This window comes from Trinickia sp. Z7, from assembly GCF_056498045.1.
On the sequence record NZ_JAUEQW010000012.1, the window covers coordinates 118,340 to 140,906 of the forward strand.

General features: G+C 59.8%; 20 protein-coding genes and 1 pseudogene. 14 read left to right on the forward strand and 7 right to left on the reverse strand.

Annotated elements, in window-relative coordinates; all coding sequences use genetic code 11:
• Window positions 1-24 precede the first annotated feature (24 nt).
• The 6 genes from QQS38_RS19665 (at window position 25) to QQS38_RS19690 (ending at window position 5,650) form a co-directional block, all read left to right on the forward strand.
• Window positions 25-210 carry a ribbon-helix-helix protein, CopG family gene (locus QQS38_RS19665; protein ID WP_102610005.1) on the forward strand — a complete coding sequence of 62 codons (186 nt, stop codon included), beginning with the start codon at window positions 25-27 and terminating at the stop codon, window positions 208-210.
• A gap of 578 nt (window positions 211-788) precedes the next feature.
• Complete coding sequence (locus QQS38_RS19670) at window positions 789-1,100, forward strand: hypothetical protein (protein WP_479647026.1); 312 nt, start codon at window positions 789-791, stop codon at window positions 1,098-1,100.
• Window positions 1,101-1,127: 27 nt separating this feature from the next.
• Entirely contained in the window at window positions 1,128-3,452 is a 2,325-nt protein-coding gene (locus tag QQS38_RS19675) for a glycoside hydrolase family 15 protein (protein WP_479647027.1), read from the forward strand.
• On the forward strand, window positions 3,449-3,616 hold the full coding sequence (locus QQS38_RS19680) for a DUF488 family protein, N3 subclade (RefSeq protein ID WP_479647028.1): 168 nt from the start codon (window positions 3,449-3,451) through the stop codon (window positions 3,614-3,616). Before QQS38_RS19675 ends, QQS38_RS19680 begins: the two co-directional genes overlap by 4 nt.
• Before the next feature lie 136 nt (window positions 3,617-3,752).
• Window positions 3,753-3,968 (forward strand): hypervirulence associated TUDOR domain-containing protein, encoded by a 216-nt coding sequence (locus tag QQS38_RS19685; protein WP_479647029.1) that lies wholly within the window; start codon window positions 3,753-3,755, stop codon window positions 3,966-3,968.
• A gap of 113 nt (window positions 3,969-4,081) precedes the next feature.
• Window positions 4,082-5,650, forward strand: coding sequence for an FAD-dependent oxidoreductase (locus QQS38_RS19690; protein ID WP_479647030.1), 1,569 nt, complete (start codon window positions 4,082-4,084; stop codon window positions 5,648-5,650).
• A 49-nt stretch (window positions 5,651-5,699) separates the two neighbouring features.
• On the opposite strand, the pseudogene QQS38_RS19695 reads toward QQS38_RS19690, so the two are convergent.
• The 4 genes and pseudogenes from QQS38_RS19695 to QQS38_RS19710 form a co-directional block, all read right to left on the reverse strand.
• Window positions 5,700-5,834 (reverse strand): annotated as a pseudogene (locus tag QQS38_RS19695) (IS66 family transposase); the annotation flags it as partial.
• A 222-nt stretch (window positions 5,835-6,056) separates the two neighbouring features.
• On the reverse strand, window positions 6,057-7,211 hold the full coding sequence (locus QQS38_RS19700) for a porin (protein ID WP_479647071.1): 1,155 nt from the start codon (window positions 7,209-7,211) through the stop codon (window positions 6,057-6,059).
• 110 nt (window positions 7,212-7,321) lie between these two features.
• Entirely contained in the window at window positions 7,322-8,065 is a 744-nt protein-coding gene (locus QQS38_RS19705) for a DUF4198 domain-containing protein (RefSeq protein WP_479647031.1), read from the reverse strand.
• A gap of 216 nt (window positions 8,066-8,281) precedes the next feature.
• Window positions 8,282-10,342, reverse strand: a complete 2,061-nt coding sequence (locus QQS38_RS19710) for a PepSY domain-containing protein (protein WP_479647032.1) — start codon at window positions 10,340-10,342, stop codon at window positions 8,282-8,284.
• Between the two features lie 97 nt (window positions 10,343-10,439).
• Here QQS38_RS19710 and pdxR point away from each other — a divergent pair, with 97 nt between their 5' ends.
• The 3 genes from pdxR to QQS38_RS19725 all read left to right on the forward strand — a co-directional run bounded on the left by pdxR (window position 10,440) and on the right by QQS38_RS19725 (window position 12,928).
• Window positions 10,440-11,912, forward strand: coding sequence for a MocR-like pyridoxine biosynthesis transcription factor PdxR (gene pdxR, locus QQS38_RS19715; protein WP_479647033.1), 1,473 nt, complete (start codon window positions 10,440-10,442; stop codon window positions 11,910-11,912).
• A gap of 186 nt (window positions 11,913-12,098) precedes the next feature.
• Complete coding sequence (locus QQS38_RS19720; RefSeq protein WP_479647034.1) at window positions 12,099-12,425, forward strand: DUF4148 domain-containing protein; 327 nt, start codon at window positions 12,099-12,101, stop codon at window positions 12,423-12,425.
• Between the two features lie 59 nt (window positions 12,426-12,484).
• Window positions 12,485-12,928: a hypothetical protein gene (locus QQS38_RS19725; RefSeq protein WP_479647035.1), complete on the forward strand. Its 444-nt coding sequence runs from the start codon at window positions 12,485-12,487 to the stop codon at window positions 12,926-12,928.
• A gap of 516 nt (window positions 12,929-13,444) precedes the next feature.
• On the opposite strand, the gene QQS38_RS19730 is transcribed toward QQS38_RS19725, so the two are convergent.
• The gene (locus QQS38_RS19730) at window positions 13,445-14,887 is read right to left on the reverse strand and encodes an APC family permease (protein ID WP_479647036.1); all 1,443 of its coding nucleotides are present in this window, start codon (window positions 14,885-14,887) and stop codon (window positions 13,445-13,447) included.
• A 268-nt stretch (window positions 14,888-15,155) separates the two neighbouring features.
• Between QQS38_RS19730 and QQS38_RS19735 the strand changes: the two genes are divergently transcribed.
• The 5 genes from QQS38_RS19735 to QQS38_RS19755 all read left to right on the forward strand — a co-directional run bounded on the left by QQS38_RS19735 (window position 15,156) and on the right by QQS38_RS19755 (window position 20,337).
• A complete protein-coding gene (locus tag QQS38_RS19735) occupies window positions 15,156-15,635 on the forward strand; it encodes a hypothetical protein (protein ID WP_479647037.1) in 480 nt (159 codons plus the stop codon).
• 73 nt (window positions 15,636-15,708) lie between these two features.
• The gene (locus QQS38_RS19740) at window positions 15,709-16,647 is read left to right on the forward strand and encodes a PDR/VanB family oxidoreductase (RefSeq protein ID WP_479647038.1); all 939 of its coding nucleotides are present in this window, start codon (window positions 15,709-15,711) and stop codon (window positions 16,645-16,647) included.
• 37 nt (window positions 16,648-16,684) lie between these two features.
• Window positions 16,685-17,926, forward strand: coding sequence for an aromatic ring-hydroxylating oxygenase subunit alpha (locus QQS38_RS19745; protein ID WP_479647039.1), 1,242 nt, complete (start codon window positions 16,685-16,687; stop codon window positions 17,924-17,926).
• 112 nt (window positions 17,927-18,038) lie between these two features.
• A complete protein-coding gene (locus tag QQS38_RS19750; protein WP_479647040.1) occupies window positions 18,039-19,715 on the forward strand; it encodes an electron transfer flavoprotein-ubiquinone oxidoreductase in 1,677 nt (558 codons plus the stop codon).
• Window positions 19,716-19,782: 67 nt separating this feature from the next.
• Window positions 19,783-20,337, forward strand: coding sequence for a TetR/AcrR family transcriptional regulator (locus QQS38_RS19755; RefSeq protein WP_479647041.1), 555 nt, complete (start codon window positions 19,783-19,785; stop codon window positions 20,335-20,337).
• Window positions 20,338-20,463: 126 nt separating this feature from the next.
• Here QQS38_RS19755 and QQS38_RS19760 read toward each other — a convergent pair whose 3' ends face one another.
• On the reverse strand, window positions 20,464-21,585 hold the full coding sequence (locus QQS38_RS19760; RefSeq protein WP_479647042.1) for an aminomethyl transferase family protein: 1,122 nt from the start codon (window positions 21,583-21,585) through the stop codon (window positions 20,464-20,466).
• Between the two features lie 18 nt (window positions 21,586-21,603).
• The gene (locus QQS38_RS19765) at window positions 21,604-22,560 is read right to left on the reverse strand and encodes an electron transfer flavoprotein subunit alpha/FixB family protein (protein WP_479647043.1); all 957 of its coding nucleotides are present in this window, start codon (window positions 22,558-22,560) and stop codon (window positions 21,604-21,606) included.
• Window positions 22,561-22,567: the final 7 nt, after the last annotated feature.

Below are 22,567 nucleotides of genomic sequence, written 5' to 3' on the forward strand. Positions count from 1 at the left end.
CATAGTTGCAGACTCTTCCTCGCGATGGAAACGAAAACCGCACGCCTGACCATCCTGATCGATCCCGCCAAGAAAGAGGCGTTCGAAATGCTCTGCGCGGCGCAAGATCTGACGTCGTCACAAGTGGTACGACAGCTGATCCGCGAGTATCTCGAGCGGCACGGTGTGAGCTACAAGACAAAAAGCCCGCTCGGCAAGCGCGTCAGGTGAAGCGTGGGCTGAGTCGACACTGTCCTCCGCGCGTTTGATCGCGAGCACACCCGCGTCGGTCGGGCGCTCACGGACTGACCAAGAGACGCACTTCGTCTTCGCGCCTGACGAAGAAGGAGTTGGTGTTTACCTATCGAACACAGGCACGTCAATCTTGATATCGAGCCCCGATGGTCGCCGCTGGTATATATCATATTGTGATATATACTTAACTTCTTGATCTACCGCAATGTTCTCCCATTCCGTCAAGGTAAGGTAAGTACGCCGATCGAGCGCGGTCGGTGCCGGCAATTGATCGACGCGCTTGCGCAGGCAAGCTTGTGCCGCCGATGCCGCGCATTACGGCGTCGTCGAAGGCAAGACAGTGCGGGTGTCGGGCCACTACGGCACGGCGATTCTGCCGGTCCACATCCGTCCATGCAGGCCGGCGAGCTATTGAGCACCCTTCACCGCCCCGACCTGTTTGTCAAGCGGTTGACCTCGTCAGTGCGCGACCGCCTGGTGCGCACGCCGGAATACAAGGTCGCCGTGCGGCACGGATGGAAAAGCTGGCCGGCTAGCCGATGAAGGAGGTTCAAATGCAGGCGGTGACTCAGGACTCTTGGAAGGAACGGGTAATCCGCATCAATGCCTTTCCCGTTCGCCGCATCACCACGCGCGACGCAGTGCCCGACGGTTACATTGCAATAATCAGGATCGAGAGAGGCAGTGAGGTACTGGCCGATTGGCATCTGCCATTCTTCGCTGAGCGTTGGTTGTCCGAGGGCGAGGCACGACGGGATGCATTGGAATATGCCGTGAAGCTGATCGATAGCGGCGTGCTGGACGAACCGCAAGCGTTGAGCGATCGCGCCCCTGATGGAGACATGAAGCAGCCGATCAACAGGTGAAACTTTCGCGGACCCTTCAACTTCGACATGGACACGCATGCAGTGGATGTTTCGGCCGCTGCGCCCGGCTGGCCTGGGATTGCCCCGACCTGGACCTCGAGCGCGAAGGACCTCGTAACGACCGCGCTTGGCCGTAGCCGCGTGTGGGCATCCATCGGCCATGGCATCATCAACGAGGTCTACTGGCCATCGGCCGGCGAGCCCCAAGTGCGAGACCTGGGCTTCATCGTTGCCGGTCCGGACGGCTGGCACGAACTCAAGCGAGTCGGTCGGTACCGGCTTTCACTCCCGAGCCCTTTCATTCCGCTGCCACGGATTGTGCATGAGGGTGACGGGTATCGACTCGAGCTCGATCTGTCGCCAGACCCGATTCGCGACGTGATGCTCGTCGCCTTCCGGCTCATTGGAAACGACGTCAAGCTCTACACCCTGCTCGCCCCCCATCTGGGCGGCAGTGGTCTACATAACAATGCGCGGGTAGCAGATAGCCTAGTGGCATGGAAGGACAGCGTCGCCCTTCAGCTTGCCGCCGATTGCGGCTTCTCACGTGCAAGTGCAGGATACGTCGGGTATTCGGACGGTTGGCAAGACTTCGCCCATCATGCGAGCATGGACTGGACGTTTGCGGAGGCATTGAACGGCAACGTTGCCCTGATGGGGGAACTCGCGGCCTCTACGGGCGTGCTTGCGCTCAGCTTTGCCGAGACGCCCGAGGGTGCCCATACGCTTGCGCGATCGAGCCTTTCCGAAGGCTTCGATACCGTGCGGCGTTCGTGCGCCGCAGGCTGGCAAGCTTGGGCCGCCAAAATCGCGATTCCGGAAACGTCGGAGCCGGTTCGACACGAGGCCTGCCTTTCCGCGATGGTGCTGAAAGCCCACGAGGGACGAACCTATCCCGGTGCGCTGATCGCCAGCCTGAGCATTCCATGGGGTAATACGAGCGACAGTACCGGCGGGTATCACCTCGTCTGGACGCGCGACGCCGTCGAAGCCGCCCTCGCGCTACTAGCGATCGGCTGCGTGGAAGATACCCTGCACACACTTCAGTACCTGATTGCAACGCAACGAGCGGACGGAACTTGGAGTCAGAACAGTTACCCCGACGGACGGCCGTTCTGGACCGGTGTCCAACTCGATGAAGTGAGTTTTCCGGTACTCCTTGCAGCCAGGCTCTCCGAGGGTAGCGCGATGGGCGCACCGACAGGCGCGACCGAAATGATTGCACGCGCCATTGGCTACGTCGCGCGCGATGGTCCTGGCAGCCAGCAGGACCGATGGGAAGAAAACGCCGGCATTTCGCCGTTCACGCTCGGCATCGAGATCGCGGCACTGGTCTGCGCCGCCGAACATTTGCCGGACGACGAGAACGCCTACGCCCTCTCGCTCGCCGACTATTGGAACGAACGGCTCGAAGACTGGACTTACGTCGAGAACGGAACGTTTTCCAAGACCTTTGGCATCGACGGCTATTACGTTCGAATTGCGGCGCCGCTATGCGAGGGCGGATTGCGAGGTCGAATCGACATTGCCAATCGGGCCGACAGCACCGCGCCCGCTGTCGCACTCATCGGTATGGAATGCCTCTATCTGGCTCGTCTCGGATTGAGGGATGCATGCGATCGACGCATCCTGAACACAGTAAAAATCATCGACGGCATACTGGGTGTCCGGACGCCGCGCGGCATCGCTTACCGACGTTATAACGGCGACGGCTACGGCGAACACGAAAACGGCGCACCTTTCGATGGTACGGGCGTCGGACGCTTGTGGCCTCTGCTGACGGGCGAGCGAGCACATCTCGATCTGATGCTGGGAATCGATCCGTTGCCCTCTCTCGAGATGATGACGCGGATGACCGGAGCAAGCGGCCTGATTCCGGAACAGGTCTGGGACACCGATCCGATACCCGAGCGCGGCCTCGAGCCTGGCGAACCAACTGGCAGCGCTATGCCGCTCGTGTGGGCACATGCCGAATTTCTCAAGTTGCTGATCGCGCGGCATCAAGGGCGCCCGATCGAACTGCTCTCGAGTGTTGAGCGACGCTACCACGCCCAGCGGCCTGAAGCGGCGACCTGGCATTGGCGTCAAGTGCAGCCGTTCGATGCGCTGCCCGCAGGCCGAGCGCTTCTCATCGAAAATCTGGAGCCCTTCTGGCTGCACTATGGGTTCGATGGCTGGCATGACGTGGTTGACAGATCTTCGCGGGTGCAAGCCTTTTCCATACACGGCGTCCGGCTCGACAGCGCCGACGTTGCTGGCCATTCAGTCCTCGATTTCACTTTCTATTTCCCGCAGTCGCAACGCTGGGCCGGCACCGACTTTCGCATTTTTTTGGGAGACGATCGAACATGAAGCACGCGGGCGATGGCGGACATGTGCATTTTCTCGTCGATCGCCTCTGGCCACGAGGCATCGAGAAGGAATCCGTGGAACTCGGCAGTTGGCTCCAACGTCGCCAGACGCAGTCAACCCTTCTCTTTTGCATCACCGATCATGAACTTCCGCAATTCAATTGAATTTAAACTATGTCACAACATGACCTATAGTGAAGCACACAGGAGCAACATGAAAATGTGCAGCTGAATGCACGGTAGTGCCCGCGCGTCCTCGCCTCAGTGCATTGCACGCCGTATCGAACGGAGGGCATCCATCATGACAATGAGATTTAAGGTTGGCGATCGCGTGACGTGGAATTCGGAGGCCGGCCACGTCAGCGGCAAGATCATCAAGGTGCATACGAGAGACACCGACTACAAGGGATATACCCATCACGCCAGCGTGGGCGATCCACAGTATGAGATCAGGAGTGACAAGACGGAGCATGTCGCCATGCACAAAGGTGGCGCGCTAAAAAAGATCGATTCCTGATCGATGTTGACTACCGGGTGGGGTCGAAGGACGGGAACAGCGACGCTGCCGCGGCTGTCCTGAGAAGTGGCAGGTTAGACCGTGATGCACATCGCCCACGTCAGGAGAATCGAATGAATGACCCTGCGAATAACCTCAGTGGACCCGACCTCGCCGGAGGCGTCTCGCTTTCCGAAATGACCGATGGCGCGATGCTGCTGGGGCACGCCCACGGCGAGCCGGTATTGCTCGTGCGGCGCGCGGACGAACTGTTCGCGATCGGCGCCGTCTGCACGCATTACGGCGCTCCGCTGGCCGACGGGCTGCTGGTCGACGACACGGTCCGCTGTCCCTGGCATCATGCCTGCTTCAGCCTACGCACTGGCGCAGCGCTGCGCGCACCGGCACTGGACGCGGTGGCCTGTTGGCGTGTCGAGCAGTTGGGCGGCAGCGCGTATGTTCGTGAAAGACTCATGCCTGTCGAACCGACGCCGTTGCCGGCAGCGGCCGGCACGCCGCGATCGATCGTTATCGTGGGCGGTGGCGCCGCGGGTCATGCCGCTGCCGAGACGCTCCGCATCGAAGGATATACGGGCAGCATCACCCTGCTGAGCGCCGATCCATCAAGACCCTGTGACCGGCCCAACCTGTCGAAAGGCTTCCTCGCGGGCACTGCGTCGGCTGCGTCAAATCCGCTGCGCCCACTCGCGTTCTACCAGACCCATCGCATCGACCTGAAGCTGGATGCGTCGGTCGCGATGCTCGACACGAGTAGCCGGCAGGTGCAGCTCGCGGACGGCACTCGCCTTGCCTACGATGCGCTGCTGCTCGCGACCGGCGCCGAGCCGGTTCGGCTCGACGTGCCAGGTGCGAATCTCCCGCATGTGCATTATCTGCGCACGCTCGCCGACAGCCGCACGATCGTCGCCAAGGCGCTCACGGCAAAGCGCGCGGTGGTGATCGGCGCGAGCTTCATCGGTCTCGAAGTGGCGGCATCGCTGCGAGCCCGCAATATCGAGGTGCATGTGGTTGCGCCAGATGCCGTTCCGATGGAGAAAATCCTTGGGCCCGAAGTCGGAAATTTCATTCGCGGGCTCCACGAACGCCACGGCGTCTCGTTCCACCTCGGCACCAGCTTGATGTCCATCGACCCGCAGAGCGTCCAACTCAAGAACGGCGTGAATCTGCCTGCCGATCTTGTCGTGATCGGTATCGGCGTACGGCCGGTGATCTCGTTCGCGGAGCAGGCGGGCCTGCTCATCGAGCGCGGCATCGTCGTCAACGCTTATCTCGAGACGAGTGTCCCGGGCATCTTCGCGGCCGGCGACATTGCGCGCTGGCCGGACCGGCTCACCGGCGAACGTATCCGCGTCGAGCACTGGGTGGTAGCCGAACGCCAGGGGCAGACCGCGGCGCGCAATCTACTTGGCCGACACGAGCCGTTCGACGCCGTACCGTTCTTCTGGACCGAACAGTACGATTTCGGTCTCGCTTATGTCGGCCATGCCGAGCACTGGGATGAGGCCACGATCGACGGCCAGCTCGGCGCCGAAACGCAAGACTGCACGATCACCTATCGACGCGCCGGCAGGAAGCTGGCCGTGGCTATCGTTCACCGCGATCTTGAAGGTCTGCGGGCGGAAGTCGAATTCGAGAGGGCGATTGCCGCCACGGACTGGCGACACCCGGATACAGCCGACTAAACGAAGCACGACACGTACGGGTAAAAGGCCGACGCCATACGCGCCTGATTTCTAACCCGTTGTCGTCGATGGGCACAGGCCCATCGACAAGATAGCGCGTGAGCGCTTCCCAGCGCTTGAGGCTGTAGTCGAGCGCCTTGGCGATCTCCGATCCCTCGGACACCAGTTTGCGCTGGGCGACGATCCGTTCGGGTCGCGACAAAGGCGTGGTTCTGGCAACCGCGGGGACGCTCGACAACGTCGTAATCCTGTCAGTCGTGCCTATCGCCGCGGCGGCTCTGGCGAGCAGGATGATCGCCAGGGCCACAGCGGTCTTTTCTTCGTGGGCTTGGGCATCGGGGCCGAGCCGACGCTATACGACGCGCTGGTTAGACGTCCCCTGAGCCGGCAAACACGCCCCAACCAGCTAAAAGCGATGCCGAATGCCGAGCACGATTTCGGCCTGACTCTCGGTGGTAGAAGCGGTCAGCCCGTTCAGGTTCGCAACCGCCTTTCCACCCGTCGAATCCGTGCCGGAAGCGTGCTGGTACACGGCATTGACATAAAGATCGGTGCGCTTCGATAGGATGTAATCCGCCCCCAGGGCGCCTTGATGGTAAGTGGCGCCATTGACGCCATATCCTTTCAAGTAGTTATAGCCGGCGCCGAGGAAGAGCGCGGGCGTGAGTTTATAGAGGACGTTGACTTCGATATCGTGGAATCGCGCATCGCCGCCCGCCCCTGTCGCCGGTAGGCCGGCCAACGTCCCGATATCATTGAACTGCGTATTGCTATAGTCCACCGCCACCGTCGCGGCGCCAATGACGTAAGCAGCACCCGCGGTGAATATCCGCTGTGTTTTGGCAGACGCGTAACCGGAATACACGCGGCTTCCCGCCATGTTCGATCCCGTCGTGCTCGATGCGGCGTTATTGCCGAAGTAGGAGAAGTTGGGATCCCGTGCGTCGGCGAATGCAGCCCCCAGCGTAAGCGGCCCTCGAACGTAGTTGGCGGCAACGGTCCAGATCTGATTTCGGTTGAAACTCCCAGCGATACCGCCGAAGCTGTAGGTACCCTCGAACGTGAATCCACGGTATGAGACGCTCGTGAATTTGATCGCGTTGTTGATATGGTTGCTGCCATCCGTGTTATCGACATCCCCAGGATGCGCGCTGGCGTATCCGGCCCATGTCTGAGCCGCCACGAACATATAGGTCAGGTCGGTAATCGCATCGTATTGACGACCGAACGTAACGGTACCGATGTTCGATGACGAAAGGCCAACATAGGCGTGGCGCCCGAACTCGTCGCCCCCTTGCCCTAGCCTTCCGTTCGCCACACTAAAACCGTTTTCCAAGACGAACAGCGCTTTCAGGCCGCCGCCGAGGTCTTCCGTACCTTTCAAGCCCCAGCGGTCGCCGGCTAGATTGCCTGCGCCCATCGAATACTGGCTGTGACCACCGATGTTGCTCGCATAGTTAATGCCGACGTCAATCAAGCCGTAAAGCGTCACGCTGCTCTGAGCATGCGCCGCGCAGGCGAATGAGGCCAATGAGACCGCTGCAATCAAAGACTTTTTCATAGGAATGTGGTGCGGGTAATAAAACATCTAAACGAGGTGCGTCCGGCGCATTCGGATAAGGCGAGAGCGCAGGCAAATACGGTTGGCCGCAACCAGCCGATCAAGGTCGATTACTCGGGCAGATGCGGCAGCACGAAAGACAGCGTGGCCTCATGCTCGTCGCTGCTCGACTTCGCGGGTTCCGAAGGCGGCGAGTCGAACTTCGCCACGACCACATTGAGGCCCTGGTTGCGAACCTTGATCGTCACCGCGCCGTCAGCCCCTGTCTTAAGCGGCTCCGAATCGGGATCATTGACAAGATCGAGCTGCACTTCGGCACCCGGTACTGGTTTACCGTTAAAGAGCACACGAACGGTGAGCGGTTGGCCCATGTGATCCGGCAATTGGTTGCCCACCGGCACGATTTGCAACCTCTGCTCCGGCAGGATGGGCATCGGCCCATGCAAAGGCTTGCGCAGATTTACCGCGTACTTGAACGTGTGCAAGCTGACCGTGGCGTTGGGCACCTCGTCCTTGCCCTTGTTGTACCAGTTGCCGTCCGGCGTCTTGCACCAAAGGCCGTTGTCCAATACCCCTGTGACGATTGCCGGCTGGCTGTCGGTATTCACCACGAGCAGCGGCCCGCTCGCCGTGAGTTGCGTGGGCACCTCCTTGCCATGCTCGTCGTAGGCCGTGACGCTCTTCACCTTTGGCTGGCGCTTGATCATGTCCAGATCGTCGGCGCCGAGGCCATAAATCAACGCTAGTTGGTTCGATCGCTGCGCGAACCAGATGCCATGCGCCTGCGCCAGGCTGGCGACGCCCATGCCCGCGACGAGGCTTGCCAAGACCGCGAGCTTTCCGGTGATCTTCATTTGTGTCTCCATTCAGTGCTTGTAAAGAAACGGTCGATTCCGGTCGCTACCGATGGCCGCGAAAGATGACGCATCGCGTAGTCGCCGTCGGGTGCGAGCCCTGCGCGTGCGCGCTGGACGAGCGGACGCACCCCGCCGGCGCTCATCTATCGCGCCGGCTGTTGCCTGGCTCATAGCTTCTATTTAGGGGATTGCCGACAGGGCCCGTCATCCGGTCTAAAGATCGAGGACCAAGGTCCGGCTATTTGCGCGCGAACAGCAAGGGGTGAAGCGATCGTTTCTTCTTCTCTCGTCATCCGAGAGACACAAGTCCCGATGTTGCGGCTCGCCCTCCAGTACGCGCGTCACACAAGTGCCGCAAACGCCTTGCTCACAAGAGGTCGCGATATGGATCCCGCTGTCAGCCAGCGCGGCCAAGACGGTCTTGTCTGCCGGTACGCGAATCGTCCTTCCTGTGCTTGCGATCGTGACGTCGAATTCGACATTGCCGCCGCGTTCGCGCGGCTCGGCGCTGAAGCACTCCCTGTGCATTTGGTCTTCGCGCCAACCCATCTCCAATGCAGTCTTGAGGACTGCATTCGTGAATGCCTCGCTGCCGCACACATATATGTGAGTTTCGGCGTCGGGCGTCCCCAGAAGCGCGGTCAGGCAAAGCCCTTGGTTTTGCTCGTCATGCGAGAAGTGGAAGCGAGCACGGTTGGCGAATGAAGAGCGCTTGATGCGATCGACAAAGGCTGCGCGCGCCGCCGAGCGCGCGAAGTAATGCAGATTGAAATCGGCTCCGGCGTCGGCCAAGCGTTCCGCCATGCAGATAATCGGCGTGATGCCGATACCGCCTGCGATAAGCAACGCTCGCTTCCCGGATTCTCCAAGCGGAAAGTGATTTTTCGGCGCGCTCACTTCAATCAAGTCGCCTTCGCAGACCTGCTCATGCATCGCCTTCGATCCGCCGCGCGTCGGTTCGGCCCGCATGACGGCGATCAGATATCGATTTCGCTCCGCTGCCGAATTGCACAACGAGTATTGCCGAACTTTCCCACCGGGTACGCGAACGTCGATGTGCGCGCCCGGCGTAAAACGCGGGAGCGGCCTTCCGGCAGGGTCGACAAGTTCGAAGGATTGAACGTTTTCTGCCTCGGCTGTTTTCCTCGCCACTTTCAACACGAATGTCGTTGGCGCAGACGCGGGCGCCGGCGCATGCCGTTTGCGTTTGCCGCGCAGAAAGCTGCCGATACCGAGGCAGGCCAACACCGGTACAGACAGCACGCCGAAGAGCTGCAGCACTTGCAAATACCCACCGCTCAGCCATCCGTAATGAAACGCGAGCGCGGTCAGGTAAATCCGGTGACCCAAGCTGTTCTGCGAATAGGGCGTAAAGCGCAACACTTTGCCGGTTCCGGTATCGATACTTGCATAGGAGAACGCATTGATGTGCGGCGCATCAGGCGCAACAAGATCGACCTTGAAAGGATCGCCAGGTTTGCCAGGGCAATGAATGCGTGCATATTTGGGCTGCGGCACCAATGCCTGTGCTCGTTGCCAAAGGGTCTCCATCGGCAAACTTGGCGTATTGGGCTGCACAATCGACTTCGGCGCGGGCGTCGGGGGCTTCGAGGCCGTCAGCGTGTACAGCGCGTCCCTCACGAATTGGAACGATTGCAGCGCGCCGGTCAACGCGCACGCTAGCACAACGACGCTCGCGTAACCGCCCAGCGTTTTATGCAGGTCGAGCCAGCGCGCGCGGCCCGTCAGCTTCGGCTTGCTAGTCCCGGCGCGCCGACGTTTGCGCAGCGTATCCGGAATCCACACAGCCAAGCCGCCACCGACCAGGACAATCGCGAACGTCAGCGCAAGCGTTCCTGCAACGGGGCTTCCGTTTTTCAAAAAATGGAAGCTGTGCAAAGAAGCCATCGCACCGAACAACCCGCCGTAACGATCCTCGCTTCCAAGCACCTCGCCCGTGCAAGGGTTGACGTAGTACCACCGGTTGTCGCTAAGAAGAATGCGCGTGCTCGCATCCGTCTCGGCGTAGAGGCGCAGTTGCGTTGGCCGGCCCGCGGCGGGATTGGATGCACGCGCATTGGCAATCAACGTATCGAGCGGCAGGCGCGCATCGCATGATTTAACGTTGAGCAGATGGCCGGAAACGATGGGCTCGAGCTGTGCGCGAAAGAGCATGCCTGCTCCCGTCAACGCGACCATGACGACGAAGAGACCAATGCTCAGACCTATCACGCGATGCAACTGAACAATAGGCTGACGTAGAGACACGCGCATAAGATCACCGATCAATGAAACGAGTTGACGTTGGTCTTGACAGTACGTGTTCCCGCAGGGAGTCTATAAGTCCAGTTCAAAAAGTTGGATAGGTCCAATGACTGATTCGTTGCTCGCCGATCTCCTGATCGGTCGCCTCTGTCGGAATGGGTCCGTCCCGCTGCAAGTGCAGATTGCGAACGGGATCCGCGATGCGATAGCCGACGGCACGTTGAAGGCTTCCACGCGCTTACCGTCTTCGCGAACGCTCGCTGCGGCATTAGAGGTTTCCCGAATCACTGTAGTCACCGCTTATGAGCGGCTGTCAGCGGACGGCTATCTCCGTTCGGATTCGACAAGCGGCACGCGTGTCTCCGACACACTGCCGCAATCGACGCAATCGTCGCCGCGGCAAGCAACGGCTCGAACACTGTCCGAGCGCGGGAAGGACCTGATCCGCGCGCCTGCCGGTATTCAGGAACGCAAGGGCGCGTTTGTGCCGGGCGTCTGCGATACCGCGTGCTTTCCTTATCAAACATGGAGGCGCATACAGAACCGCTATCTCGGGGAGCAACATGTCGACCTCATGGGCTACTCGAATCCTGGCGGATATCTGCCTTTACGCCGTGCGCTGTCCGAGTATTTGCGCGTATCGCGCGCCGTTCGAACTACGCCGGAACAGATCATCGTCACCATGGGCAGCAATCAGTCGCTCGACCTTTGCGCTCGTATTCTGGCCGATGCCGGTGAACTCGCTTACGTTGAAAACCCCTGCCACTGGGCGACGCCGATTTTGTTGCGCGCCAACGGGCTCGAAGTGGAGGCCATTGCTGTCGACAACAACGGTATGAAGCTCGAGCGATGCAAGCGCCATCCCCGCCTCATCGTGATGACCCCATCGCATCAGTTTCCGATGGGCGTCACGTTGTCGGATGACCGGCGAGCCCGGCTGCTAGAAGCTGCCGAGCGATGGGATGCGTTCGTTCTAGAAGACGATTACGACAGCGAGTTCCGATATGACCAGCGGCCGCTTCCGTCTCTTCAAGGCGTCGATGAAACCGGCCGCGTCATTCTGATGGGAACGTTCAGCAAGGTGATGTATCCCGGCATGAGGCTCAGCTACATCGTCGTACCGCCCGATCTGGTCGATTCGTTTGCAGCCGCATCATTGCGCTTGTACCGGCCAGGTCATCTGTCCTTGCAGGCGGCCATGGCGGACTTTATTGCGGATGGGCATTTCGCAAAGCACATCCGGCAGATGCGCGACATCTACGGCGCAAGGCAAGCGGAGATGCTCAGATGCCTCGATCAGTGCTTCGGCAATTCGCTCGAGACCTCGCGCAACGCAGCGGGCTTGCATATGACGGTCAGGATTCAGGATCTGCTCGACTTCGATACGACCATCTCGCGCTCGCTCGAACAGGGGATTTACCTTCGCCGGCTGCACACGTTCAACCAAGGCGATCCAAGATTTCGCGACGGTTTTTTGTTGGGGTTCGGTGCGCTCGATGTCGAGGCCATCCGCCCTTCCGTCGATACGTTCGCCCGCATCGTTGAGAGCGTCGTATCCCTGCAGGATTCGCGGCGTTAGGCCGGGCGGCAACGAAGGCAGTACGGATAAACCCGTTGGATGCCGAGTGCTGCCCCCGAGACGACCGTACGCTGTTCGGGGCCGCAACCACCGCGTTAACCAAACCTTAAGCTGGAAGTGCCATTCTGGTTTTAACGGCTGACCATCATTTCCTCTGCAGCCGTGACAGCAAGAGAGGTGCATATCATGAAAACCACACTCAAAGCTTGCGCAATTGCCGCTGTGCTTGCGGCGCCCGTCGTTTCGTTCGGTCAAGCGTCCAACGGCCCCCTCACCCGAGACCAGGTACGAACGCAATTGATTCAACTCGAACAAGCCGGCTACGACCCCGCCCGGGCCGAAGATCCCTACTACCCGAGCGACGTCCAAGCAGCCGAGGCGCGCATTCACGCGCAAGGCGCCGCCGCTGGTGCGCAAACGGACATTGGCGGAACGACGAGCCGCGCGCAGTCGGGTCGCATCATTGCCCCCACAGGCAGCCACGCCTGGCGCTCGATGTACGACCACCATTGACGGTTGGCGCGTCGCCGCTGCGCTTTTGCAGGCAAAACGAAGCAAAGGAGGAATCAGTCATGTCGAGTTGGCCGAACAAACTGCTGTTCATAACGGCGATTTCACTGGCTTCGTCGCTGGCGCTGGCGAGCGAGCCGACCCACGTCGTCGTCAAGCTCTCGGACGGAAACAATGGGCACATGTTGCTAACGCTCAGTCCGACGACCATTCCAGCCGGCCCCGTTGAATTTACCGTCAAGAACGAATCCAGCAGTACGGTGCATGAATTCTTATTCGCGAGATGGACGAGGCCCGCCGACGCGCTGCCGTATGATAAGAAAACACAACAGGTGCGAGAGGACGCCTTGAAGGGTTTGCAAGGTATCGAGGATCTTCGCCCACGCGACACCGTCACGGCTCAGTTCACCCTCGGCAAAGGCCGTTATGTCGTGTTTTGCAACGAACCGGGGCATTACCGGGACGGGATGGAAACTGATTTCGTCGTGGGTGCCGGGAAGGAGTAAATAGCGCGATTCGATCCGTTTGGGCAAGGTCTTGTCACGGCGGCCTCGCAGTGCGCCGGGTTTGCACCGCTTCGCTGACCGAGCGCTTTGGCCGCGTCAAGGCTACTTCGATTCGCCCTCGCACGCGACTGGCCGCCTCCGATCCACGAATCTACCCCAAGCGATGCTGCGATTATGGGTAGCTCCTGGAGGCGACAGGCAACATAAGACCGACAAAACGGCCGCCGGGTAAGGCTGAGAGGGACTTTATGGGAGCCGGCGAGGACCGCTGAGAAGCTTGACTGGCGGAGCGAGGATGAGATAAATGTTGGCCGGAAACCCGCGCCGGATATGGATTCGATCGAGGCGGGCGTGACCTACCCACAATCCCCGAATCGCCCAAGAGCGCATCATCGCGGCGCCTCGCCCTGTTCGCGACGCACCGATTAAAGTCGGCCAGGCAGCGTCGACAGGCAGAGACTTACCTTCTCCGCGCAATACGAGCGGTCACCATGTCGCTCCGTCCGCATCAGCCGTTCAGACCTCGTTCAATACACGCCCGAGATTGTTATACAGCATGGGCCGAGCATTCTTAAGCCAAACAGCGAAGATCGCCCCGGCAACACCGCTGCCGAGCGTCGCCCAGGGCACCACCGCCGACCAGATCGATTTGCTGCCGCTCAAGAGATCAACATGGACGATGATCTGCCACAGGCAAAGGAAGAGCCCGAGAGAAGCGAGCGCCGGTGCAATCGCTCGTTGCCAGAGCGAGACTCCGCGGGTGTCTTTTCTGAAGAAGCCGACAACCGATAAAGACGCAAACGCCTGCACAGCGACCATTCCGACTGCGGCGACAACGCTCGCCCAGGGCAGTAGGCCTTGCAAAGGATCCACGCCGTCGAGCCCCGACACGACAATGACAGTCAGACCCAGCAACGTTTGCACGATGCTCGCCACGAAGGGCGTCCCTTGCACCTTATGAATCTTCGCTAACCCAGGCCAGAGTATTCCCTCACGAGCCAAAGAGAAGAAATACCGGGAGATGGTGTTATGAAAACTGACCAACGCAGCCAAAAGACTAGTGATCATTAATACGCTCATGGCATCCGCGGCCCACTTCCCCACGAGCCTGGACGCCATGATGAACCACATGTTTCCCGGATCTTTGCTGGCGACAGTCAATGCCCCATTTTCCCCGTATGCGACGATGATCATCCAAACGGAAATGGCATACAGCACCATGATCGCGGTAATTGCGCAGTATGTCGCTCGCGGGATCGTCTTACGTGGATTTTTCGCCTCTTCGGAATAGATCGCCGTAGTTTCGAACCCCATATAGGAGCCCACCACAAAAACGAGCGAAGGTCCGAAGCCGCTCGTGAATACCGTGGAAGGCCTGAATGAGGCGAACGTGAAGCCAGACGGGCCGCCGCCGTGCAGCACTACAGCCGCATCGAAAACAACGATGATGGCGATTTCACACAGCATCAAGAACCCCAGGAACCGACCGCTGAATTCAACGTTGCGATAGCCAAAATAGTGGACCAACACGCCGATGCCAGCGGCGCTCACCCACCACGGCAACACGACCCCGATCTTGTCCATCAACTCCTGGCTGAGGAAGAAGCCCACCATGGCGTAGCATGCAAGTTGTATCGCGTTGTAGGCCAACAGCGCGAGGAAAGCTCCTCCAACGCCCGCTGGCCGGCCCAAGCCCGCCGCAATATAAGCGTAAAAAGCCCCCGCATTCCTGATATGTCGACTCATCGCCGCGTAGCCAACGCTGAACAACAGGTAGACGATCCCAGCGACGATGAACGAACCTGGGACCCCGATGCCGTTCCCCATCGAAATACTGACTGGGACCGCTCCGACGAGCGCGGTCAACGGCCCGTTAGTCGCAATCACCAGAAAAACGATCGAGAGCAACCCCAACGCGTTTTTGCGTAACGCTTGCTGCTCGTTTTGTATGCTCGTCATAGCCGCCGTCTCGCACCATAGGATTCGTCGCACACAACGCGCGATGAGTTATTTGACCTTGATTGTTGGCCGCTCAAAAAGACGCCTCAACCATCCTTTAGGCTGATTCTTCCTTTCAGCTGGCCTGCGTCTGAAGCCATTGATCATTTCATCAGACTATTAGAGGGCGCATCTGAAGCGAGTCAGGTCAGTCATCCACCGAAAGGTTGATGTGGCCGGAGACGATGCTATTTACGATGGGAGGCGAGAACCTACATGTGACATCCCCATGCTGTCAGATCAACAGACCTCCGATCTAATTTTCCTGCACGACGTCGAAGTCGAAGGCGAGGCGTTTTTCGACGAGATGCTTCGCCAAACTGCCAGGGCTACTGATCAGAGGTACAAACTCGCGCTGATGCTGCAAATCGAAACCGAAATGAAGGCACGTATCAGATCTTGCCTGATTAAACATCACGTCTTTCATGAGGTCGATCAGGGCGCACCCGATCGTGGACGCAAAAAGGCACAGTCCTTAGCCAGTATTCCGTGGGGGCACTTCATATGCGCGCTACGGCAGGAGGTATCTACTTACGAGCGCATCTGCATCGACATGCTCAGCCGCGGTGCGGCGAGCGTCAGGCCCACGCTGTCGACAGTCGTCGCGCACGAACACGCGTTCGCCATCTTTTGCACGCTCGAAGCGGCGGGTGACAGCGACAGCATGGCGCCGCTGATCCGCTGCTTACGATTTTCTCCGTACGACTGAGGTTTGGACCGCTTGACGATCAGAGTGTATTTTGTAAGTATACCGGCTAGCCGGTATACTTACAAAGGCACAAATGAAAGCATTGATCACGTCGATTCGACACATCGGTTCGGACCTGAAGCTCTTCACCATGGCTTCATGTGAACGCTCGCTGTTCCCCTCGTATGAACCGGGCGCTCACATCGACGTCCTGACGCCCGCAGGGGTGACCCGTCAATATTCGCTTTGCGGCGATCCACGCGATCGCAGTACACAGTCGATCCTCGTCAAGAGGCAAGCCGCCTCGCGCGGCGGGTCCACATCCATGCACTCGCTCACCAGCGGGCAAACACTGGAAATCGGGCGGGCACGAAATGCCTTTGCATTGCGTAACGATCCCGGGAAACACCTGCTTTTTTCGGCGGGCGTCGGCATCACACCGATCGTTTCGATGGCCCACGCGCTGACTGCCTCTGCCTGCGATTTCAGCTGGCATCACTTCGCGCGCTCCTCGGATTTCCCCGAACTCCACGAAGCGCTTTCACTCGATAAGTTCCACGCGGCGCTGACGGTGGGCATCGATCTGAGCCGCGGTCAGATCGCCAGGACAATTGCGTGCGCCTTATCGGCCAATATCGCATGCCGCTCTCTCTATGCTTGTGGTCCAGCAGGTTTCATGGCTGCCGTCGCCGAATACTCCGCGCAGATACTTCCCGACGCCACGGTCAGGGCCGAGGGATTCGCACCAGCGGCGGCCGATGCGGCCTCTCGTTCCTTCGCCGTTCACTTGGCGAGATCGAATAAGACGCTCAATGTCGGCCAACAGGAAACGTTGTTGGACGCCCTTCGTCGCAACGGTGTCGTGATCGCGAGCGGCTGCGAGCAAGGCGTATGTGGTGTATGCACGATCGAAGTGCTCGACGGTACGGTCTTGCACAACGACGAAGTGCTCTCCGACGAAGAACGCGATGGTCAACGTCTGATGTGCCCCTGCGTGTCCAGAGCACAAGGCCGCTTGATACTGGATCTCTGAACATCCCTTCCCCACGACCACTCCCCACGAGGAAATCATGTCGACCCCGGAACTTTCTTCCCCGAAGCCCGATTGGCGCAATGGCTTCTCCCTCCCCCAACATCTGTATTGCGATCCCGATGTGTTTGCGCGGGACATCGAGGCCCTAGCGAATAGCCAATGGTTACTCATTGACCATGAAAGTCGAATTGCGCCCCCCGGAGACTATTTCACGGCGGATGTAGGCGGCGAAAGTATTATCATCGTCCGCGATAAGAATCACGCCATCCACGCACACTACAATGTGTGCCGGCACCGAGGGTCGCGCATTTGCCTGGAAAAGCAAGGAAGCGTTCGCGCCCTGACCTGCCCTTATCACGCCTGGACCTACGAGCTCTCCGGCGAGCTCAAGTACGCACGCCACATGGCGCAAGACTTTGCCGCTGGGGACTACACCCTCAGGCCATGTCATGTGCGCACCTTTGCCGGGCTGATTTTCATCAATTTGGCGTCGAACGACGCCCCCTGCTTCGACACCTTCATCGCCAGGTTCCGACCGATGCTGGAGCGGTATGACCTTGTCAATGCAAAGGTCGCCGTTCGCCACGTTTTTCCAACCAATGCCAATTGGAAGCTCGTCGTCGAAAACTTCTTCGAGTGCTATCACTGCAAGCCGGCTCACCCAACGTATTGCTCCGTGCATGACGAAATGAAGATGCTCGCATTCGGCGCGGGTCCCGGATCCTCGGATGGACTTGCGTCTGCCTATTTGGAAACCTTCGCAGCCTGGGAACGCGCAGAGAAAGAGGCGGGACGGCAGACCGATATGTTCGCGGACGGCCCCGACTCGCCGCATTTCCAATCGGCCGGCAGGATGCCAATCGGTAAAGGCAATGTCACTGAGTCCCTGGATGGCAAAGCCGTTGCGCCGCTGATCGTCTCCGACGGCGAATACGATGGCGCTCAGACCGGTTGCGTATTCAATCCCGTGAGCGTTCTGCTTGCCAACAGTGATCATGCCATCGGCTTCCGCTTTAACCCTCGCGGCCCTCTCGCGACCGATGTCGAAGTGTTTTGGCTGGTGGCTCGCGACGCCGTCGAAGGCGTCGACTACGATACGGAGCAAGTTAAGGCCCTCTGGACCATCACTCTCCTCGAGGACAAGACCATCACCGAGAATAACCAGGCTGGCGTCGGTTCGATCGCTTATCGTCCAGGGCCCTATTCGGCACAGGAAAGCAAGATCGCGGAATTTGGCGCGTGGTACCAGCGCCTGGCCGGCCTGTCCTGTCAAGGATAAGACCTCTGGAGGCGTCTCCAGCACCAATCCACCTTAAGACTGATTGTTTCGCCACCGGCCGATCGCCAAAATTCGGCCATTAGAACCGTTCGTTTTGAAGGCAAGGTGGTTGATGACAACACATAACGGGAATGGTGGACCGCTTCAGGCGCGGGAGTCGATGGAATACGACGTCGTGATCGTGGGCGGCGGTCCCGCCGGTCTGTCGGCTGCGATCCGGCTCAAGCAGCTCGCTCAGGACAAGGGTGTCGAGCTGGGCGTGTGTGTGCTCGAGAAGGGTTCGGAGGTGGGCGCGCATATCTTGTCGGGCGCGGTCATGGATCCTCGGGCCATGAGTGAGCTGATCCCCGATTGGAAGGAGAAAGGCGCGCCGTTGAATGTCGCGGTGACGGAAGACCGCTTCCTTTTCCTGTCCGAGAAGGGCGCCGTCAAAACGCCGAACTGGGCGCTGCCCGACATTTTCCAGAATCACGGCAACTATGTGATCAGCCTGGCCAACGTCACGCGCTGGCTCGGCCAACAGGCCGAAGCGCTCGGCGTGGAGATTTTCCCCGGCTTTGCCGCGGCCGAAGTGCTGTACAACGAAGACGGGTCGGTCAAAGGCGTGGCGACCGGCAACATGGGCATCGGCAAGGACGGCGCGCCGCTTGATAACTTCCAGCTCGGCATGGAGCTGCACGCGAAGTACACGCTCTTTTGCGAAGGCGCGCGCGGGCACCTGGGCCGCCGGCTCAACGACACATTCAAGCTCGACCAGGACGCGGACCCGCAGGTCTACGGCATTGGCATCAAAGAGCTGTGGGAAATCGATCCAACCAAACATCAGCCGGGGCTCGTGATCCACACGGCGGGCTGGCCACTCGATACGCAGACCTACGGCGGCTCGTTCCTTTATCACATCGACAACAACCAGGTGATGGTCGGTTTCGTTGTCGGCCTGGGCTACTCGAACCCGTACCTGTCGCCGTTCGAAGAATTCCAGCGCTACAAGACGCACCCTGAGATTCGCAAGTTCCTCGAAGGCGGCAAGCGCATTTCGTACGGCGCGCGTGCGATTACGGCAGGCGGGCTGATGTCGCTGCCCAAGCTCGTGTTTCCGGGCGGCGCGCTCGTGGGCGACGATGCCGGCTTCTTGAACGCCGCGCGCATCAAAGGCAGCCACGCAGCGATCAAGAGCGGCATGCTGGCGGCGCAAGCTGCGTTCGACGCCGTGCAAGCGGGCCGTCAAAACGATGAACTGCTTGCGTACCCCGAATCGTTCAAGCAATCGTGGCTGCACACGGAACTGCACCGCTCGCGCAACTTCAAGCAGTGGATGAGCAAGGGCCTCTACCTGGGCACACTGATGGTCGGGATCGAACAGAAGCTGCTGGGCGGTAACGTGCCGTGGACGCTCCATCACCAGCATCGCGATCACGAGATGCTCAAGCCGGCTTCACAATGCACGCCGATCGCTTACCCGAAGCCCGACGGCAAGCTCACGTTCGATCGGCTCTCCTCCGTATTCCTGTCGAACACGAACCATGAGGAAAATCAGCCCGCACATCTGACGCTCAAGGATGGGTCGGTGCCCGTCAACGTCAACCTACACACGTACGCGGGCCCTGAGGGACGCTATTGCCCCGCGGCCGTGTACGAGTTCGTCAAGAACGACGACGGCAGCGATCGCCTCGTCATCAATGCGCAGAACTGCGTGCATTGCAAGACCTGCGACATCAAGGACCCGACGCAGAACATCGTCTGGGTCACGCCTGAAGGCGGCGGCGGGCCGAACTACTCAAGCATGTAAGAACCCGTGGGCGGATCAGACCGAGGACGCTCCGATATACTATCGGGGGCAATTTTAGGATCGGGTGATGCGCCCAAACAATCGCGAAAAAATTCTGAGAGCCGCCGAGAAGCTAATCCTTCAACACGGCGTCGGAGCGTTCACGCTTGAAGACGTGGCGTCCTCGGCCGGCATGAGCAAAGGCGGAGTTTTCTACCACTTCAAAACCAAGGACGAGCTAATTCACCATTTGCTCGTTTTTGCGTTCGACAATTTCGAAGCAGCCGTTGATCGCCTCGCGAACGACGATGGTGCGCCGGGCGCATGGCTTCGCTCATACGTCCATGCGACGTTCGATACCGACGCAGCGATTCAAACGGAAAGCATGGCGTCGGCCGCCCTCATCCTTGCGTATTTTGGAAAGGATAGCGCCGTGCGCGAAGTCTATGAACTTGCGCACCGCAGATGGTCGCAGCGCGCGAATCGTGACGGCGTAAAGTCTTCAACGGCAGACGTCGTCCGCATGGCGGCCGACGGGCTATGGCTCGCAGAAGCACTAGGCGTCTCGCGATTCGACAAGGCCCGCAAGCGCGCCTTCGTCGAACAATTAATCGCCTTGACTCATCAAGCGCCCGACTCATAGAAGGTTCGCCACCCTGGCACTACGGCGAAGTTCCGGCACCGTGTCGGTCAGCGGCCCATTCATGCCCAGGACACCGACCGATTCCTGCCAGCTACACAGTTATGTTCAGATGGAGCAGGCCGCCGATCATGCAGTCAATCGCCTTCTTTCGGGATCGTACGGCGCGCGATCGAGCACAGTCCCGGTCACCCCCGACTTGCCATCCGCGAGCTGGATCTGGACCTGCGTACCTTCGGTAGCCAGTTCGCGAGGCAAGTATGCAAAAGCGAACGTCTTGCCCAAATGGAATCCAGGATCTCCCGACGTCACTGTGGATACCACCTCTCCATTGTGCAGGACCTTTTCCCCATGCACGATCGGATGAATGGCGCCTGTATCGATCAGCTTCAGGTAACGGGCAATTCCTTTTCCCTTGACTTCTTCGAGTGCCCGACGCCCCACGAAGTGCCGATCGTCAAATCGCACGGTCCACCCGAGGCCCGCGGATAACGGATCCGTCTCTTCGCTGATATCCAACCCGTACAGCAGATACGATTTTTCGATTCGCAGCGAGCGCATCGTTTTCATCCCGCACGGCCGGATATCGAACTGCTTGCCCGCCTCGGCGACCAGATCCCAGACGTATTCCGCAAACTCGACCGGGAAAAACAGCTCATACCCGAGTTCGCCGGAGTATCCCGTGCGAGAAATGACCGCGTCCGGCACTTCGCCGACATTCCCATGCGTAAACGCGAAATACTTGAGGGCCTCGGACGAAATGTCGGCCCGCGTGAGCGCACCCAACAGCTCGCGCGATCGCGGGCCTTGGACCGACAAGTAGCCGTTGGAGTAGCCCAGGTTCGTCACGGTCACGTTCAGGTCGCCCGCCAATCTACCGAGCGCGGACATGACGGCCTGCACGCGGGACGGCGTCGGAGAGAGCCAAAGGCGGTCCCCGCTGAACCTGAAGCAGGTGAGATCGTCTATGATGCCTCCCTCCTCTGTGCAGAGGGAGCTGTAGATCACGCCGCCGTCGCGCATGCGGCGCACGTCGTTGACGAGGGCGCGTGCCAGCAGTGCTTCCGCGTCTTTGCCCTTGATTTCGACCCCAACCTGATAATAGACATCGAACATTCCCACTCGCTCGCGCACCGCCTGGTGCTCGTCGGCGATCGATGTAAAGAAGTTCGGCGTGGCGAAGCCTCCACGGTCCTGGAGCTTGGCGCCAGCGGCCACGAGCTTGTGATAGTAAGGAGTATGTTTGATCATTTTTACGCCGTGAGAATGTTATTCGAGCGCCGCCAGCAATGAGGGCACCACATCGAACAGATCGCCTTCGATACCGAAATCGGCGACGCCGAAAATCGGAGCCTCCGGGTCTTTGTTGATCGCGACGATCACCTTCGAATCCTTCATGCCGGCCAGATGCTGTATCGCCCCTGAAATTCCGACGGCGACGTAGAGCTCGGGCGCCACGATCCTGCCTGTTTGCCCTACCTGCGCGTTGTTGGGCGCAAAGCCGGCATCTACAGCCGCGCGCGATGCCCCAAGGGCGGCCCCGAGCTTGTCGGCAAGCGGCGTCAGCACCCTGTTGTAGCTTTCCGCGCTAGCCAGCCCGCGCCCGCCGGAGACGACGATCTGCGCCGTCGTGAGTTCCGGTCTGTCCGACACCGCCATTTCCTTCCCGACGTATCGCGAGGTGCGCGGATCCTCGCCCGGCGCAGCCGATTCGATCGGCGCGTCTGCACCTTGCTGTGCGGCGGGAAACGCCGTCGTGCGCACAGTCATGACTTTGATCGTATCCATCGATTGGATCGTCGCGACCGCATTTCCCGCATAGATCGGGCGCTCGAATGTGTCCGCGCTGATCACCGCCGTCACTTCACTGACCTGTGCCACGTCGAGCATGGCCGCGATACGCGGTGTCACGCTTTTACCGAAAGCCGTCGCCGCCGCTACTACGTGCGAATAGCGTCTTTCCGGGTCGTGAACAATCGCCAGCGTGGCGGCCGCGACGCCCTCGGGCAGCCCGTGTTCCAGGTGCACCGCTTCGGCGTGAAGAACTTTCGTGACGCCGGACACGCGGGCCGCCTGTCTCGCAACGCTGTCGGCATGATGTCCTGCGACGAGCACATCGACCCCGCCGTCTTCGAAGGCCGAAAGCACCGAAGCTGCGGATATCGCATTCAGCGTAGCCTGCGACAACGTAGCGTTGTCGTGCTCTGCAATTACCAAAACGCTCACTAGAGGT